At 59.8% G+C, this 14,907-nt stretch carries 15 protein-coding genes and 1 tRNA gene; 8 read left to right on the top strand and 8 right to left on the bottom strand.

The features are described from left to right. Nucleotides 1–188: 188 nt before the first annotated feature. Nucleotides 189–1,184: a TerC family protein gene (locus MHM84_RS05040; RefSeq protein ID WP_239263161.1), complete on the bottom strand. Its 996-nt coding sequence runs from the start codon at nt 1,182–1,184 to the stop codon at nt 189–191. A gap of 533 nt (nt 1,185–1,717) precedes the next feature. On the opposite strand from MHM84_RS05040, the gene MHM84_RS05035 reads away from it, so the two are divergent. Both MHM84_RS05035 and MHM84_RS05030 read left to right on the top strand, forming a co-directional pair. Then, nucleotides 1,718–2,347 carry a hypothetical protein gene (locus MHM84_RS05035; protein ID WP_239263158.1) on the top strand — a complete coding sequence of 210 codons (630 nt, stop codon included), beginning with the start codon at nt 1,718–1,720 and terminating at the stop codon, nt 2,345–2,347. Between the two features lie 95 nt (nt 2,348–2,442). Further along, the gene (locus tag MHM84_RS05030) at nt 2,443–3,000 is read left to right on the top strand and encodes a YqhA family protein (RefSeq protein WP_239263155.1); all 558 of its coding nucleotides are present in this window, start codon (nt 2,443–2,445) and stop codon (nt 2,998–3,000) included. A 1,284-nt stretch (nt 3,001–4,284) separates the two neighbouring features. Here MHM84_RS05030 and MHM84_RS05025 read toward each other — a convergent pair. The 6 genes from MHM84_RS05025 to bioB all read right to left on the bottom strand — a co-directional run bounded on the left by MHM84_RS05025 (nt 4,285) and on the right by bioB (nt 8,942). Then, nucleotides 4,285–4,369: transfer RNA gene (locus tag MHM84_RS05025), tRNA-Leu, on the bottom strand. A 46-nt stretch (nt 4,370–4,415) separates the two neighbouring features. Then, entirely contained in the window at nt 4,416–5,135 is a 720-nt protein-coding gene (bioD, locus tag MHM84_RS05020) for a dethiobiotin synthase (RefSeq protein WP_239263152.1), read from the bottom strand. A 4-nt stretch (nt 5,136–5,139) separates the two neighbouring features. Beyond that, the gene (locus MHM84_RS05015; protein WP_239263149.1) at nt 5,140–5,940 is read right to left on the bottom strand and encodes a methyltransferase domain-containing protein; all 801 of its coding nucleotides are present in this window, start codon (nt 5,938–5,940) and stop codon (nt 5,140–5,142) included. Next, nucleotides 5,930–6,676, bottom strand: coding sequence for an alpha/beta fold hydrolase (locus MHM84_RS05010; protein ID WP_239263147.1), 747 nt, complete (start codon nt 6,674–6,676; stop codon nt 5,930–5,932). Before MHM84_RS05010 ends, MHM84_RS05015 begins: the two co-directional genes overlap by 11 nt. Then, nucleotides 6,673–7,857: an 8-amino-7-oxononanoate synthase gene (bioF, locus tag MHM84_RS05005; RefSeq protein WP_239263145.1), complete on the bottom strand. Its 1,185-nt coding sequence runs from the start codon at nt 7,855–7,857 to the stop codon at nt 6,673–6,675. The genes MHM84_RS05010 and bioF overlap by 4 nt, the downstream gene beginning before the upstream one ends. Before the next feature lie 2 nt (nt 7,858–7,859). Then, on the bottom strand, nt 7,860–8,942 hold the full coding sequence (gene bioB, locus MHM84_RS05000; RefSeq protein ID WP_239263143.1) for a biotin synthase BioB: 1,083 nt from the start codon (nt 8,940–8,942) through the stop codon (nt 7,860–7,862). A gap of 156 nt (nt 8,943–9,098) precedes the next feature. Between bioB and MHM84_RS04995 the strand changes: the two genes are divergently transcribed. Together MHM84_RS04995 and MHM84_RS04990 are read left to right on the top strand one after the other, a co-directional pair. Further along, a complete protein-coding gene (locus tag MHM84_RS04995; RefSeq protein ID WP_239263141.1) occupies nt 9,099–9,731 on the top strand; it encodes a ComF family protein in 633 nt (210 codons plus the stop codon). Between the two features lie 58 nt (nt 9,732–9,789). After that, nucleotides 9,790–10,782, top strand: coding sequence for a serine/threonine protein kinase (locus MHM84_RS04990; RefSeq protein WP_239263139.1), 993 nt, complete (start codon nt 9,790–9,792; stop codon nt 10,780–10,782). A 66-nt stretch (nt 10,783–10,848) separates the two neighbouring features. Here MHM84_RS04990 and MHM84_RS04985 read toward each other — a convergent pair whose 3' ends face one another. After that, the gene (locus MHM84_RS04985) at nt 10,849–11,406 is read right to left on the bottom strand and encodes a hypothetical protein (RefSeq protein ID WP_239263137.1); all 558 of its coding nucleotides are present in this window, start codon (nt 11,404–11,406) and stop codon (nt 10,849–10,851) included. A gap of 240 nt (nt 11,407–11,646) precedes the next feature. Between MHM84_RS04985 and folE the strand changes: the two genes are divergently transcribed. The 4 genes from folE to MHM84_RS04965 all read left to right on the top strand — a co-directional run bounded on the left by folE (nt 11,647) and on the right by MHM84_RS04965 (nt 14,815). After that, nucleotides 11,647–12,204: a GTP cyclohydrolase I FolE gene (folE, locus tag MHM84_RS04980; protein ID WP_239263135.1), complete on the top strand. Its 558-nt coding sequence runs from the start codon at nt 11,647–11,649 to the stop codon at nt 12,202–12,204. A gap of 17 nt (nt 12,205–12,221) precedes the next feature. Next, nucleotides 12,222–12,632: a dihydroneopterin triphosphate 2'-epimerase gene (gene folX / locus MHM84_RS04975; RefSeq protein WP_239263133.1), complete on the top strand. Its 411-nt coding sequence runs from the start codon at nt 12,222–12,224 to the stop codon at nt 12,630–12,632. A 66-nt stretch (nt 12,633–12,698) separates the two neighbouring features. Next, nucleotides 12,699–13,259, top strand: a complete 561-nt coding sequence (locus MHM84_RS04970) for a DUF4190 domain-containing protein (protein ID WP_239263129.1) — start codon at nt 12,699–12,701, stop codon at nt 13,257–13,259. Between the two features lie 98 nt (nt 13,260–13,357). Then, nucleotides 13,358–14,815: an NAD-dependent succinate-semialdehyde dehydrogenase gene (locus MHM84_RS04965; RefSeq protein ID WP_239263126.1), complete on the top strand. Its 1,458-nt coding sequence runs from the start codon at nt 13,358–13,360 to the stop codon at nt 14,813–14,815. Nucleotides 14,816–14,907: the final 92 nt, after the last annotated feature.

The following is a 14,907-nucleotide window of genomic DNA, read 5'->3' as shown; positions in this document are numbered from 1 at the left end:
TATCTGGCTCGTCAAGGTCATGGTGTCACGGTAGTGGACCGCCATCAGCCCTAATGGGTTGGATATCCGCCGCTATGCCGCCTGACCATGAATCATGCCTAGATTAGGCACGGCATGTCTCGCTTGCACAAGCCATGCCGGCCTGTGCAAGCGTTGAGCATGATCCACGACGCTGAGTGACGTGGATGTCAGTGAGGGGCGGGGCGGGTCATGTGCGTCTTAAGCAGGCTGGCGACAGTGGTGAGTACCAGGGTTCCGATAATGATCGTCAACGACAGCCAGATGGGAATCTCCGGCGTCCAATGAATTGGTTCGCCGCCATTGATGAAGGCGAGACTGTTGGTATGTAGTGCCTCGAACACCAGCTTGACCCCAATGAAACCAAGGATGGCCGACAATCCGAGCCCAAGGTAAACCAGTCGATCCAGCAGGCCGCCCAGCAGGAAGTAGAGCTGCAGTAGGCCGAGCAGAGCGAAGGCATTGGTCGTGAAGACGATGTAGGGTTCCTTGGTCAGACCGTAGATGGCAGGTATCGAGTCCAGCGCGAACAGCAGATCGGTGAATCCCAGGGCAACGACGACGAAGAACAGTGGCGTGGCCAGACGCTTGCCGTCGATACGGGTGAACAGCCGGTTGCCATGATATTCCGCGGTGGCCGGAAATTTACGCTGTGCCCAGCGCTCGATGCGAGTAGGTTGGCTGGGCTCGTCCGCATCGTGCTTGCCACGAAAGTGGTCTCTTGCCAAGTGAACGGCGGTATACAGCAGAAAGGCGCCGAATACGTAGAAGACCCAACTGAACTGGGCAATGGCGGCGGCCCCCAGGGCAATGAAGATGCCGCGCATGATCAGGGCAATGGCGATACCGATCAATAACACTTTTTGCTGGTAGATCCGTGGCACGGCAAAGCGGGCCATGATGATCACGAAAACGAACAGATTGTCGACCGAGAGACTCTTTTCGGTGATGAAACCGGCAAAATATTCGGTGCCATACTGTGGACCCCAGGCCAGCCAAAGCCCCACCCCAAAAAGCATGGCCAAAGTAATGAAGAACACGGACCAAATGGTCGCTTCCTTCATGGTGGGCTCGTGAGGCTTGCGTGCATGAAAGGCGAAATCGAACAGGAACAGGGCAATGACGGCGGCGATGGTGGCCAGCCACACCCAGGCAGGAACGCTCATGGGGAGTCTCTCCGGTAGACATAAGGTTACCGAAAGTCTCTTCCGTATCGACCAGGCGATACTGCTGCCACCGGGACTCTCGTCCGTGCTGACGATGGCAGTGTTGGCTGGACAACTGCGGTGCCTCAGCCAAGGAATACTCCCTTTCAAGCCAGTATATTGTGTGGCGAGAGCGCATGCCGCGCAATGGGAGATAGGGCAGCTCAAGCAATTTTTCTGATAAACGTGACGGCAATGTCTTACGCGAAGACTTAACCCAGGTAAGCTTACAGAACCGTAAGGTGTGCGATAGTGGTGACATGAGCTTGGAACGCTCTGAGGAATACGAGCAAGGATGCTCGCCCAAGGACGGGACCCCACCTTTCTTTTCGTCTGTCTTGCCTACCTTGAATCTGGTTTTATGTCCTATTGGTCACTTGCCCACTGAGAGCTGGCGCGCGCGCTTGGCGCCTACCTATGCTGTCCGTATCGTTAATCGCTAACGGAGAGAAGGGATGCGGGAAAAGCGGCCTCGCCGATGGATAACGCTTGTATTGCAGTTATGTCTGGTTGCTCAGGCACTGCTCGCTCTGTTGAGCCGTCAGTGGCATCTGGCCATCATTAGTCTGTTGGTGGTGTTGATAACCTTCTTTCCCGTGCTGTTCGAGCGCCAATTCCGTATCCGGACGCCCGTACCGCTGCAGCTCTTGGCCTTTGGTTTCGTCATCGCATCGCTTTTCTTCGGTGAAGGGAAGGGCTTTTATTCGCGCTTCTGGTGGTGGGACATCGCCTTGCATACGGTATCCGGTGGCCTGTTCAGTGTCGTGGGCTTCCTGCTGGCCTATGGGGCCAATGGAGTAGCGCGGATTAGGGAGTCGGCCATGGTGCCGGGATTCGTCGCATTATTTGCATTCGCGTTTTCCCTTGGTGTGGGCGTCGTCTGGGAAATCTTCGAATTCAGCATGGACCGCCTGTTCGATACGAACATGCAGCGTGCCATGCTGAACGATGCCGCCGGCCTGACGGATACCATGTGGGACCTGATCATGAACACCCTCGGCGCGCTGGTCGTCTCCCTGTTGGGGTGGCGTTGTGTGAAATACGCCGAGCAAGGCATCTTCCTCAAGCGTTGGATAGATACTTTCATCGAGCGCAACCCCAGGCTGTTCAAAAGACCGCGTTAATGACTGCACAGTACGGCTTCCATGAAAGATGAATGGGCCGATGTACATCGGTATGCTGTAAGGTATCCTTTCTTACTTCGATACTGCGAGGAATCATGCCCGAACCGGCCAAGCATTCGCCCTCCGAGAAAACGACACAAAGCAGGCTGGAGCGTCGCTGGGAACGTTTTCTTTGGAACTCCCGCTTTCTCGTCATGGCAGCAGTCGTTCCCAGCTTGATTGGCGCATTGGTACTGTTCATCATCGGGACACTCGATATTCTAGGCATCGTCCGCGATACCGTAGCGTATTACCTTCTCGGAAGCGGGATGGACATTCACGAAACGGTCGTGCCCAGTATCGTCATGGCCGTGGATATCTACCTGATCGCCATCGTGCTACTGATCTTTGGTCTCGGCGTCTATCGGCTTTTCGTCTCGCCGATAGAACAGGCGGAGGATTACGCGCCACGGCATCCCTTCAATGTCGAATCGTTCGATCAGTTGAAAGACAAGATTGCTCGTGTAGTCATCTTGGCGGTGATCATCGAGTTCTTCCGTGCCGTGGTCGATATCCGATTTCAGACACCGCTGGATGCCATTTATCTTGCGTTATCGGTGCTGGCCCTGGCGATAGCCATTTATTTGATGAGCCTGACCCACAAGGGTGAATGAGTTTTTCTTGATGTGAATACATGGAGCAAAAAAAGCCCGGCGATACGCCGGGAGAGGAATGAGAACGGAAACGCCTGCCTGACTGCATGGATAGAAAACATACATTCCATGCTGCACATATCTTGAACCTAGCGGAAGTTATCCAATAGTTGGTTATGTTTTGTGTTTTTAACGTAAAGTATTTTCGATTCTATTGCTTGTATGGATGTACCGCGTGGAGCCGCTTTGCAAAAATGCGCGTTATCGATGAATGAAAGAAGGCTAGCCACATACGAAACACAAACGTCGGATAACTGAATGGTTGTCTAATTTAACCTGTGGAATCAAATCGCCTTTGCCTGACTTTCCACGTGGTATATCTCTTACATAAAGCACTGATCCAAGTTTATCGCACGTGCGCTACTGTATGGCATCGTGTACTTGCGGTAGGGCAAGGATGCCTATCAAGGAAGAACGAGCAGGACGCTCGATTAGCCAAGGATGCATGGACAGGATGCCCGTGGAGTTCGTAAGGAGTGCGGTAAGGGGTTCGTGCAGGGACACGAGCCCCGGTCGAAAGCCCGGTCATTGGACCGGGCTTTCTTCTTCATGCATGGCGTCGGCATGCGCGGTGCACGGCCCAGTATGACGACAGGATACAAAATGAAAAATAGCGTCACAAAAAGCTCTTTTTCAAAGATTAGCTTGTCATCTACTTTGCTATGTTGTTGCGGTGACGCCTTACCGAATCGGGTCTCTTTCTAGGCTCGTCCCTTCTTGCGTCGCTGAGCCCCAGTCACGCTGGGGCTCTCATTGCCCCAAAGCTGCGACACATGGGGTACAGCACACCCCTTTACCTTGGCGCCTACGTATTACGTCAGCGATCTCTTACATGAGTTCCTAACATGGGTTAGATAACTGCTCGTCCAAAGCAGGCATAGTGACTCACGTAGACATGGAGATGTCGCAATGGAACCCGGGCAAGGAAGCCTGATGAACCAAGGATGCATGAGCAGGATGGCTCATGAGTGGGCAGCAGGACGCATCACGCCACGCAAAGCCCGGCCTTAACAGGCCGGGCTTTATTATTTTCAGCCCACCAAACAGAAATCGCTGCATAGGCTGCGCATATTCCATCAAGCAGGCTGCCCGCGCATTGATATGCAGAACTGCGCTCATGCCATGTCGGCGCACGCCCCTAAACTGCGATACGGCGAATGCTTGCTATGGGATGTGGCTGTGCTGTGGATCGAAACAAAGTACAGGGAAGGAGCTGCGTAAAAACCAATGCTGTAGAGATTCTTTTGGTGCGGATGGGGAGACTCGAACTCCCACGCCGTGAGGCACTGGAACCTAAATCCAGCGTGTCTACCAATTCCACCACATCCGCATCAGGGGCTAGCAGTCGCCGTATTTTACGGACCGATTCGGCCAAGTCAATCGCTATCCTCAAGTCCATGCAGATATTCGGCTGCCCGCTCGGCTTTTGCCTGTAATGCAAGCAAATCGTTCCCTTTAGTCGACCCTTCGCCGAGCCAGGGAATGGCGCCTAGGCAGGGCGCCTCCAGGCATTGGTGTAGCGTTTCTAGGTTATCGTCGTAGTCGCGCATGGCAGGATCGATCTGGGTCGCTACCCAGCCTGCCACGTGTAGGCCGTCGGCGCGGATGGCATCCAGCGTGAGTCGGGCGTGACTAATGCAGCCCAGGCGCATGCCGACGACGAAAATGACCGGCAGGCCGAGTCGAACCGACAAGCTGCTGAGATCCTCCGTCTCGTTGAGCGGGACTCGCCAGCCACCTGCACCTTCGATGAGAACGATATTCCGCGGCGTCACGGCCAGGGTGCCGCGAATTGCAGCTTCTAGCTCATCGAGATGCAGTCGCAGCCCTGCGCGCCGGGCGGCCAGATGGGGAGCGATGGGTGGTTCCAGCGCCACCGGATTCACTGCAGCGTATTCGACCGGCGGCGATGAGAATGCCTGAAGCAGCAAGGCATCGATATTGCGCAGCGTACCGCCGTTACGCTCACAGCCGGCCGCGACCGGCTTGAGACCCAATGTAGTCCGCCCTTGCCGACGTGCCTTGGCGAGCAGGGCGGCAGTGACGAGTGTCTTGCCGGCATCGGTATCGGTACCGGTCACGAAATAATGGCTCATGAAGTTATCGGGGCTTGTGGAGTTCGAGAGTCAGGCGTTGATAGGTGACGGGCAAACCGGCCGGCAGGCGCAGGGTTTCATAACGCTGCCTGGCCTTATCGATATCTCGGCGTGTCAACGCCGGCCCGCCATGGGCAACCTGGGCGCCGACGCCCTTGATCGAGGTCATGACGGCGGTGAGGTTCGGATAGTGAAAGCGCTCGGAGGCCTGTTCCATGCGAACTTCGAAACCGGCCTGGCGAGCGACAAGACATACCTGTCGGGAACTGGCGAAACGCTCCACGGCGGCAGGCCTATGCGGGTGCGACCAGGCGTGGGCGACTTCCGACAGGGTGCCCGGTGCCAGGGTGTTGATCAGGGCGCAGCCGCCTGGTGCGAGAATGCGATGAAGTTCACTGAATATGCCCGGCAGGTCGCGGCACCACTGGATCGCCAGATTGGAAAACACCAAATCGATGGATTGACTGGCCAACGGCAGGGACGCGGCATCGCCACATAGCCATCGGCCCTGCGCGCCGTATCGGCGGCGGGCTTCACCGAGCATGCCGAGAGCCAGGTCTAGCCCGATGGCTTGCACTCCAAAATGGCGGGAAAGCCGGGCCGTCCAGTGACCGGGGCCGCAGCCCAAGTCGAGCACCTTAGCGGCCTGTACCGGCAAGCGCTGCCAGAGCATGCGGCCCATGGCGTGTTGAGCCTGGGCCCGATCCATATAACTGGCCGCTGATCGACTGAAGGCGTGGCCGACACGCTGTCGCCAGACATGCTCGTCGCGGTCGGGGTGGGTCCGGGGTTGTTCAGCCTGCATTCACTATCTCCAGCGAGGGTCGCACCGCGGTAGGCGCATCGGCGACTCGAGCCAGCACATGGGCCAAGCGTGCCGGGGCGGAAAGCTGGGGGCAGTGCCCGCAGCCGGGCAGTGTAATGCCCGGCTGGTAACGCTCCATCCTCGGCAGCAGCGGGTCGTTGGCACCATGCAGGTAGATGACGGGGCAAGTGGCCTGTTCCAGCGCGTCATGCAGGTCGAGACGGGCAAGTCGTTCCAGTCCGTCTGCCAACGTGGCGGTGTCTGCCGGCATCCGGTTACCAAGCAAGGCCTCGAGGCATCGATGGGCATGGCGTGGAGACGCTTCACCGCTGGCTTGCCAGCGCAGGAAATGCTGCCAGGTGCGTTGCGGGTCGCGGGCAAAGGCGCGCTGGAACGCCTCGATCTCCTGCGGCCTGACTCCGCCATGCTCGTCGCTGACGAAGCGCGGCGCGGCACCGAGCATGACCAGCGCTTGTGGGGCCGGCAGGTAGGGCAGCAGGGCAGCGGCAAGCATGCCGCCTAGCGACCAGCCGACCCAGATCGCATCGGCGGACAAGACATCCTGCATGGCATCCGCCAGGGCATCGAGATCCGTCGGGTCTGCCAGCGGTGGGTGCTGGCCATAACCGGGCCAGTCGGGGCTGGAAACGTGCAGGTGCAACGGCCAGTGAGGAGTCAGGCGCTGCCATAGGCGGGCATCGATGCCCCAGCCGGACAACAGCACGATCTGCGTCATGTCGCCGGTGCCTCTTCGAAGGGTAAAGCAACGACCAATCGTGCCAGGACATCGAGCAGGGCATCGATCTGTGCCTGGGTGTGTGCCGCCGAGAGAGTGATGCGCAAGCGGGCCTGTCCCTTGGGTACGGTAGGCTCACGGATGGCGCCGACCAGAAAGCCGCTTGCATGCAGAGCATGCCCCCAGTGCATGACGCGCTGGCTATCGCCCAGCAGTATCGGCTGGATCGGGGTCAGCGACGCGGCGAGTGGCAAACCGAGCTGATCGGCGCCATTACGCCAATGGCGAATGTTGTCGTGCAAACGCTGCCTGCGCTCGGGTTCCCGCTCGACAATATCGAGTGCACGCAGAGTGGCGCAGGCCACGCCGGGTGGTTGGGCCGTTGTGTAGATATAAGGACGCGCAAACTGGATCAGCGCTTCTATCGTGTCGTCATCGCCGGCTACGAAAGCGCCGGCACTGCCCAGCGCCTTGCCCAGGGTGCCTACTAGGACCGGCACCTGTTCCGGGCCGAACCGGGGGCCGACGCAACCGCTGCCGTTGTCGCCGAGTACGCCGACGCCGTGGGCATCGTCGATCATCAGGCAGGCCTCGAAGCGCTTACTGATCTTGGCTAACGTCTCGATATCCGCGATGTCGCCATCCATGCTGAATACCCCGTCACTGATCACTAGGCGTGGGCCATCGCTGCGCGAGTTCTCCAGGAGTCGCTCCAGGTCGGCATGGTCGCGGTGATGAAAGCGGCGCGGACGGGCCGCTCCGAGCCGCGCGCCATCGATCAGAGAGGCGTGATTGAGGCGGTCCTGATAGATCTGCGCACTATCGCCAAATACCTGTAGAACACCGAGGTTGGCCATGTAGCCGGTGGAGAATAGCAGCGCCCGGGGACGGCCGGTCAGCGCGGCCAGGCGCTCTTCCAGTATGCGGTGGGGTTCGAGATGACCACTGACCAGATGGGAGGCGCCGGCGCCGGTACCGTAGCGCCGTACGCCTTCCGCCTGGGCCTCGGCCAGTTGCGGATCGTGGGCCAGACCGAGGTAGTCGTTGCCGGCAAAGTCGCACAACGTGTGCCGGCCATCGTCGACCCGCTGGCCGGGCAGCGGGGACAGGGTCCGGCGTTGCCGCCACAGCCCACGCTCACGCTGTTGGCGAAGTCGCCGTTCTATCTGCTGTCGCCACACGGTCAGTGCACGCCGGCAGCATCGTAGAACAGGGCATCGTCCGTACGACGACGAATCATGGCGTCATCCAGTAGCGCTTGCTGAGCGGCATCGTCACGACAGGTGTCGATACGTTCGGGATGCAGACCCAGGCGGCCGAATAGGTCGCGGTCGCGTTCCACCTGGGGGTTCTCGGTGGTCAGCAGTTTGTCGCCATAGAAGATCGAGTTGGCGCCGGCCAGAAAGGCCAAGGCCTGGGTGGCATCGTCCATCATTTCGCGGCCGGCGGACAGCCGGACGTGGCTTGTTGGCATCAGGATACGTGCCACGGCGATGGCACGGACGAAGTCGAGCGGGTCGAGATCAGCGACGTTTTCCAGCGGCGTGCCGGGCACCTTGACGAGCATGTTGATAGGCACCGATTCGGGATGCGGGTCGAGGCGCGCCAGTTGCTGAAGCAGGCCGGCGCGATCGCGCGGCGTCTCGCCCATGCCGAGAATGCCGCCGCTGCAGATCTTCATGCCGGCATGGCGCACGTGGCCCAGTGTCTCGAGACGATCGGCATAGGTCCGGGTGGTGATGATGTCGCCGTAGTACTCGGGCGAGGTATCGAGGTTGTGGTTGTAATAGTCGAGTCCCGCCTCGGCCAGACGTTCGGCCTGGGCATTATCTAGCATGCCCAGGGTCATGCAGGTTTCCAGCCCCAGCGCTTTGACCCGGCGTACCATTTCCAATACCACGGTGAGATCGCGCTCACGCGGGCTGCGCCAGGCGGCACCCATGCAGAATCGACTGGCGCCGGCTTGCTTGGCGGCACGTGCCTGTTCGACGACCTTATCGATCTCGAGCAGCTTCTCCTTGTCCAGTCCGGTATTGTAGTGACCCGACTGAGGACAGTACTTGCAGTCCTCGGGGCAGGCACCGGTCTTGATCGACAATAGCGTCGAGACCTGGACGGCATTGGCGTCGAAATGCGTACGATGTACCTGCTGGGCCCTGAAAAGCAGATCGTTGAAGGGCAGGTCGAACAACGCTTCGATTTCTTCGAGCGCCCAGTCGTGGCGAGGCGGGAAGGCGGCATGGAATGATGGGCTGGCCTGAGACATGTCGGATCTCGTCAATTGGTAAACATGAGGATGTTTTAAAAGTTGACTTCGATCATAGAGGCAATCGGAGCTCTGTCAACCAAGGTTACGGATAAAGTTGACAGGTGGTTGCGTCATTCGCTGCCTGGACCTTGTAGCTTCTGTCTTGCGCCGGCATTGCCAGGTCGAGCGTGGTGCCGGCCATGCCTGGGTGAGCTGCCCTGGAACCTGCAGGCTTGTCATCAGTGTGCCGATCCGCTGCCAGCCATCGGTGCCGAGCGCTGTGGGCGCTGCGTCACTCAGCCACCGGCCTTCTCGCGGTCGCATGTCGGGTTGCGCTACGAGAACGAAGTCGTCGCGCTCATGCACCGCTTCAAGTTTTCCGGCGACCCCCGCGCCGGGGTGGTGCTGGCGTCGCTCATGCTAGAAACGCTGAAAACACTGCCGCCCGAGGCTATGCCGGATGTGCTGATCGGCCTGCCCCGGCATCCACGGCGGGCGCGTGAATTCGGCTTCGATCAGGCGTTATGGCTGACACACTACCTCTCGCGCCGGTTGGGCATTCCCCAGGTAACGGCGCATCGTGTACGCCATACACCCACCCAGCGAGGGCTCGATCGTCAGGCTCGGCAGCATAACTTGCGAGATGCGTTTCGAGTCGATGCGCCGCTGAAAGGCCGGGTCGCCGTCGTCGATGACATCATGACCACGGGGGCCTCGCTGAGCGCCCTGGCAGAAGCGTGCCTGGCAACAGGTGCCGACGAGGTGCAGGCGTGGGCGATAGCTCGCACGCCGCCTACGTCTTTCTGAGTCCTGACGATCCGCCGAGTCTGTTAGCATGCAGCCATCGACGAACCGAGGAATCGCCATGGCTGCCTACCATCATCCCTTCGAGAGCCTGACGCCACAGCGCATCGTCGAAGCCATCGAGGCGCTGGGCATGTGGTTGCCCGGTGAGCCTTTTACTTTGAATAGCTACGAAAACCGGGTCTTTCTGGTCAGCGATGACGAGCGGCGACGTTGGGTGGTGAAATTCTACCGTCCCAACCGTTGGAGCGAGGCGCAGATCCGCGAGGAGCATGGCTTTCTGACCGAGCTGGCGGCGGCCGAGGTGCCGGTGGCGGCTCCTTGGCAGGATGCTCGCGGCGAGACCCTGCATGAGGCGTACGGCTTTCGTTTCGCGTTGTTCCCCCATGTACCGGGGCAGGCACCCGAGCTGGAAAATCCCGAGCATCTGTTTGCTCTGGGCGAGCTGATCGGCCGCCTTCATGCAGTGTCGGCATGCTGTAGCTTCTTCGAACGTCCGTGCCTGGACCCGGAAGCCCTCGTTACGCACAGTCGGGAGCAGGTCCTGGCTGGCGCATGGCTCAACCGCCGGCAGCGTCAGAGTTACGCGAAGATCAGCGAGGCCTTGCAGAGATTGCTAGTCGAACGTACCTGGCCGGCGGGTGCCGAGATTCGTGCCCATGGCGACTGCCATTTGGGCAATATCCTCGGTCGCGATCAGGATTTTACCCTGGTCGACTTCGACGATTGCTGCATGGCGCCTGCCGTGCAGGATCTGTGGATGATGCTGACGGCCCAGAACGACCAGGAACTGCAGATGCAGTTGGGCGAGCTGATCGAGGGCTATGAGCAGCATCGTGACTTCGATCGGCGTCAGCTCGAGTGGATCGAGCCGCTACGTACATTGCGGCTGATGCGCCACAGTGCCTGGCTGGTCGCTCGCTGGGAGGATCCCGCCTTTCCCCGGGCATTTCCCTGGGTGGCCAGCGAGGACTACTGGGACCAGCACATTCGAACGCTGGAACAGCAGCGAGTGGTTCTCGACGGTTCCCAGCGCTGGCTGGCCAACAACTGAAGGTAGATAGAAAATCGGCTTCGCGATAGAGCCGCCCTCATGGAGCGGCGCTATCGCTTATCGGGATCAGTCGCTGGCAGGTTCGGAACCGCTGGCCTCGTCTCGCTCATCGGCATGACGCCGTCGCTCGTTGATTTCCGCCGACGGGTTGCGCTGCGCATCGAGTTGCAGGGCGCGACCCAGGTTCAACTGGAAGGTGTGGTCCGGCACGATCATGGCCAATGAGCATCGGCCATCCTGGCTCTCGCGGCAGACATCCAGGCCGAAGCCGCCGTCACGTTCATGGGCGGCAGCGGATAGCTCGCCGCTGAAGATGTCGGGTTGGCTATCTTCGGCTTCGATGCAGGTCACCGACTGCGTGGTCAGGCGAACCCGGTCGTCGGTGAGCTGGGCATCGGCAGTGATCAGGCAGTAAGTCGGCAGATGATGCGATGCCGAAGACTGGGCACGCGACACCGGGCGCAGCAAGACAGCGTGCCTCTCGGGCGAGGCGCGATCGAGAGTGATACTGTCGATCACTTGAACGTCGACACTGGCATCGGCAGGCAAGCTGAGCGAGTCCTTCGCAGCCAGCACCGGCATGGCAACGAATGCCAGTAGTACAAGGACGAATGGTTTCAACATGGCGTGGTCTCGACAGGCATTGTACTCCCGCCATCGGCGGGAACATGACGTGTGCGCACTCTAGCACAGCGCCGGACGGCTGGCAGCCGCGCCGGCGCGGCAGGTTGTCGCGAGGGGCAATGTCTAGCGCAGCACTGCGCGAAGTTCAGGAGTGCGGTAGAATCCGCCCGGCAAGGAAACATGCCGTGACAATAACATGAACGCACCATGACCATAGGCAACGAGACATAGGCTGAACCGATGACTGAAGAACTCGCCAACCATTACCGGGAGATCATTGCCGGTCTGGGTGAAGATCCCGGCCGCGAGGGGCTTCGTGATACGCCCAAGCGCGCCGCTAAAGCCATGCAATTTCTGACTCGGGGCTATAGCCAGTCTCTCGAGACACTGGTCAATGGCGCAGTCTTCGCCTCGGAGACTGACGAGATGGTGCTAGTGAAGGACATCGAGCTCTATTCGATGTGCGAACATCATCTGCTGCCCTTCATCGGCAAGTGCCATATCGCCTACATGCCGCATGGCAAGGTGCTGGGATTGTCGAAATTCGCGCGTATCGTCGACATGTACGCCAGGCGCATGCAGATCCAGGAGAACCTGACACGCGAGATCGCCGAAGCGATCCAGCAAGTGACGGGGGCCGGTGGCGTCGCGGTGGTGATAGAAGCCAAGCACATGTGCATGATGATGCGTGGCGTCGAGAAACAGAACTCGAGCATGACCACCTCGGTAATGCTGGGTGCCTTTCGCGACAACCAGACCACTCGCCAGGAGTTCCTGATGCTGGTCAACGGTCGCTGAACGACATAGGAGCCGCGATGCCATTGCATGCCCTCAATGAACAGCACCTCGATCACGACCTTGCCACGATTCGTATCAAGAACCTGCGTCTGCGCACGTTCATCGGCATCAAGGATGAAGAGATCAAGAATCGCCAGGACGTGATCATCAACGTAGTGATCCGCTACCGTGCCGATCGTGCGGTACAGTTCAATCACATCGACCAGGCGCTCAACTACCGCACCATTACCAAGCGCATCATTTCGCACGTCGAGGACGGACGCTTCCAATTGCTGGAGCGCATGACCCGTGAAGTGCTCGACATCGTCATGTCGTATCCTCAGGTGCTGACCGCCCAGGTCGAGGTCGACAAGCCGCATGCCCTGCGTTTTGCCGATTCGGTCTCGATTACCCTGTCCGAAACCCGTGGAGATCATGCGACGGTTTGACGGGTTGGTCTTACAGGGATAAACCTCTTAGCATTGGCATGTTGATTCAGCCAGCGGAGTGCGGCCTTGGACGGCAAGATCACCGATTTCGACGATGAGGCACAGCAGGGGTCCATCGTGACTCGCGAAGGCCAGTGCTATACCTTTTCACTCGCCGACTGGCGGGGCAGGGGGCTGCCCGGTCCCGACATTCTGGTCCGTTTCGACGTGCGCGATTCTCACGCCGTTCAGGTCTTCAACTTGCCCGAGAAGCAGCGGCGTGCCACGGCGCATTTGCTGGCCTCCGACCATGCGCATGCCGCCAGCGATGCCGAGCTGGCCGGCGAATACGAGGAAGGTGTCGGGCGGCGTTATTCGAGTTGGGCGCTGGCTGCCATCGTCGTGGCCATCCTTGGTCTGTTCTTCGATATCCTGGCGCCTGTGCTGGGGCTGGTGGCCGCTATTCTGGCCATATTGGGGCTACGCCATATCCGGCGCCAACCGCAACGCTACCGAGGCAGGGGGTTCTGCTGGGCGGCGATTATCCTGTCATTGATCGTTGCTACGCTATCCTTGCTGCTGGAGCCGCTGCCGGCAACATCCTTGTCTCAGTTGCTAGCCGTGCCCGGCCATGAGCAAACCGGGTGACGTACCGTCAAATGCGGTTGGCGCTCATCCTGCGTCGATGAACGTCAGCCGGCTCCGTGCGGCAACCGTCGTTGTCGCCCTCATGGAAGGAGAACATCATGGAATCCTTGCAAGACTGCCCGCTGTTTCGTCCGTTTGCCTACATCGACGGTAGTTGGGTCGCGGCAGACAGTGGCGAACAGATCGATGTCGTCAATCCGGCGACCGGCGAGGTCATTGGTCAGGTTCCTCGTCTGGGTCGGGCCGAGACTGAGCGCGCCATTGAAGCTGCCGACGTCGCCTTTCCCGCCTGGCGAGCACTGACGGCTCAGGAGCGCGCCGATGTGCTGATGAAATGGCACGACCTGATGCATGAACATCAGGACGAGCTGGCGCTGATCATGACCCTGGAGCAGGGCAAGCCGCTCAAGGAAGCGGCGGGGGAGATCGCCTACGCCGCCAGTTTCCTGCGCTGGTTTGCCGAGGAGGCACGTCGGGTTTACGGCGAGACCATTCCGGCTGCGAAAAGCAGCCAGAGGATTCTGGTGACCAAGCAGCCGGTCGGGGTGGTGGGGGCCATTACACCCTGGAACTTCCCGGCAGCCATGATCACTCGCAAAGTCGGTGCCGCGCTTGCCGCAGGCTGTCCGATCGTCGTCAAGCCGGCCAGCCAGACGCCATTCTCGGCCACTGCCATGGCCCTGCTTGCCGAGCGTGCCGGGGTGCCGCGCGGCGTATTCAACGTCGTGCCTGGGCGGGCCAGCGAGATTGCCTCGGCACTGACCGAGTCGCCGATCGTACGCAAGATCACTTTTACCGGATCCACCGAAGTCGGGCGCAAGCTGATGCAGCAGGCTGCCGAGCATATCCAGAAGATATCCCTGGAACTGGGCGGCAACGCGCCGTTCATCGTCTTCGAGGATTCCGACCTGGATGCGGCGGTGGAAGGCGCCATGGCGTCCAAGTTCCGCAACGGCGGGCAGACCTGCGTATGCGTCAATCGCTTCCTGGTCCAGTCCAGCGTGGTCAACGCCTTCTGCGAAAAACTGGCCGCTGCCATGAACAGCGAACTGCACGTCGGTGACGGCACCGAGGAGGGCGTCAATATCGGTCCGCTGATCGACCAGGATGGGGTCGAGAAAGTCAGCCGGCACATTCGCGATGCCGTGGACAAGGGCGCCGAACTGCTGCTGGGCGGCCACCCGCACCCGCTGGGTGGCAATTTCTTCACGCCGACGCTGATCAACGATGCCAAGCCCAGCATGCTTGTCGCCCAGGAAGAAACGTTCGGTCCGTTGTCGGCGGTGTTCCCCTTCGATGACGAAGAGGATGCCGTGGCCATGGCCAACGACACGCCCTTCGGTTTGGCCGCTTACTTCTACTCAAGAGATCTGAGCCGCGTATGGCGTGTCTCGGAAGCGCTCGAGTATGGCATTATCGGTATCAACACCGGCCTGATCTCGAATCCTGCAGCGCCCTTCGGTGGCGTCAAGGAGTCCGGCCTGGGACGCGAAGGCGGCCATCAGGGTCTCGAAGAATTCATGGAGACCAAGTATCTCTGTATCGACCTAGGTTAAACCACCCGACAACCTAAAAAGCCTCCACCGTCGATAAACGGTGGAGGCTTTTGTGACTCCGCGTCTTAGATAAAACGCTGGGCGAGTCCTGG

The sequence above is a fragment of the Halomonas sp. McH1-25 genome, assembly GCF_022348165.1.
Taxonomy (GTDB): domain Bacteria; phylum Pseudomonadota; class Gammaproteobacteria; order Pseudomonadales; family Halomonadaceae; genus Modicisalibacter.
The sequence above is the reverse complement of the archived record's forward strand: the minus strand, read 5'-3'. Positions and strand labels throughout refer to the sequence as shown.

Bases quoted from the DNA above. Each gene is read 5' to 3' on its own strand.
- MHM84_RS05030 (WP_239263155.1), top strand. From the start codon at position 2,443: ATGCCCGAACCGGCCAAGCATTCGCCCTCCGAGAAAACGACACAAAGC.
- MHM84_RS04965 (WP_239263126.1), top strand. From the start codon at position 13,358: ATGGAATCCTTGCAAGACTGCCCGCTGTTTCGTCCGTTTGCCTACATC.
- folE (WP_239263135.1), top strand. From the start codon at position 11,647: ATGACTGAAGAACTCGCCAACCATTACCGGGAGATCATTGCCGGTCTG.
- bioD (WP_239263152.1), bottom strand. From the start codon at position 5,135: ATGAGCCATTATTTCGTGACCGGTACCGATACCGATGCCGGCAAGACA.
- MHM84_RS05015 (WP_239263149.1), bottom strand. From the start codon at position 5,940: ATGCAGGCTGAACAACCCCGGACCCACCCCGACCGCGACGAGCATGTC.
- folX (WP_239263133.1), top strand. From the start codon at position 12,222: ATGCCATTGCATGCCCTCAATGAACAGCACCTCGATCACGACCTTGCC.
- MHM84_RS04990 (WP_239263139.1), top strand. From the start codon at position 9,790: ATGGCTGCCTACCATCATCCCTTCGAGAGCCTGACGCCACAGCGCATC.
- bioB (WP_239263143.1), bottom strand. From the start codon at position 8,942: ATGTCTCAGGCCAGCCCATCATTCCATGCCGCCTTCCCGCCTCGCCAC.
- MHM84_RS05010 (WP_239263147.1), bottom strand. From the start codon at position 6,676: ATGACGCAGATCGTGCTGTTGTCCGGCTGGGGCATCGATGCCCGCCTA.
- MHM84_RS04985 (WP_239263137.1), bottom strand. From the start codon at position 11,406: ATGTTGAAACCATTCGTCCTTGTACTACTGGCATTCGTTGCCATGCCG.
- MHM84_RS05040 (WP_239263161.1), bottom strand. From the start codon at position 1,184: ATGAGCGTTCCTGCCTGGGTGTGGCTGGCCACCATCGCCGCCGTCATT.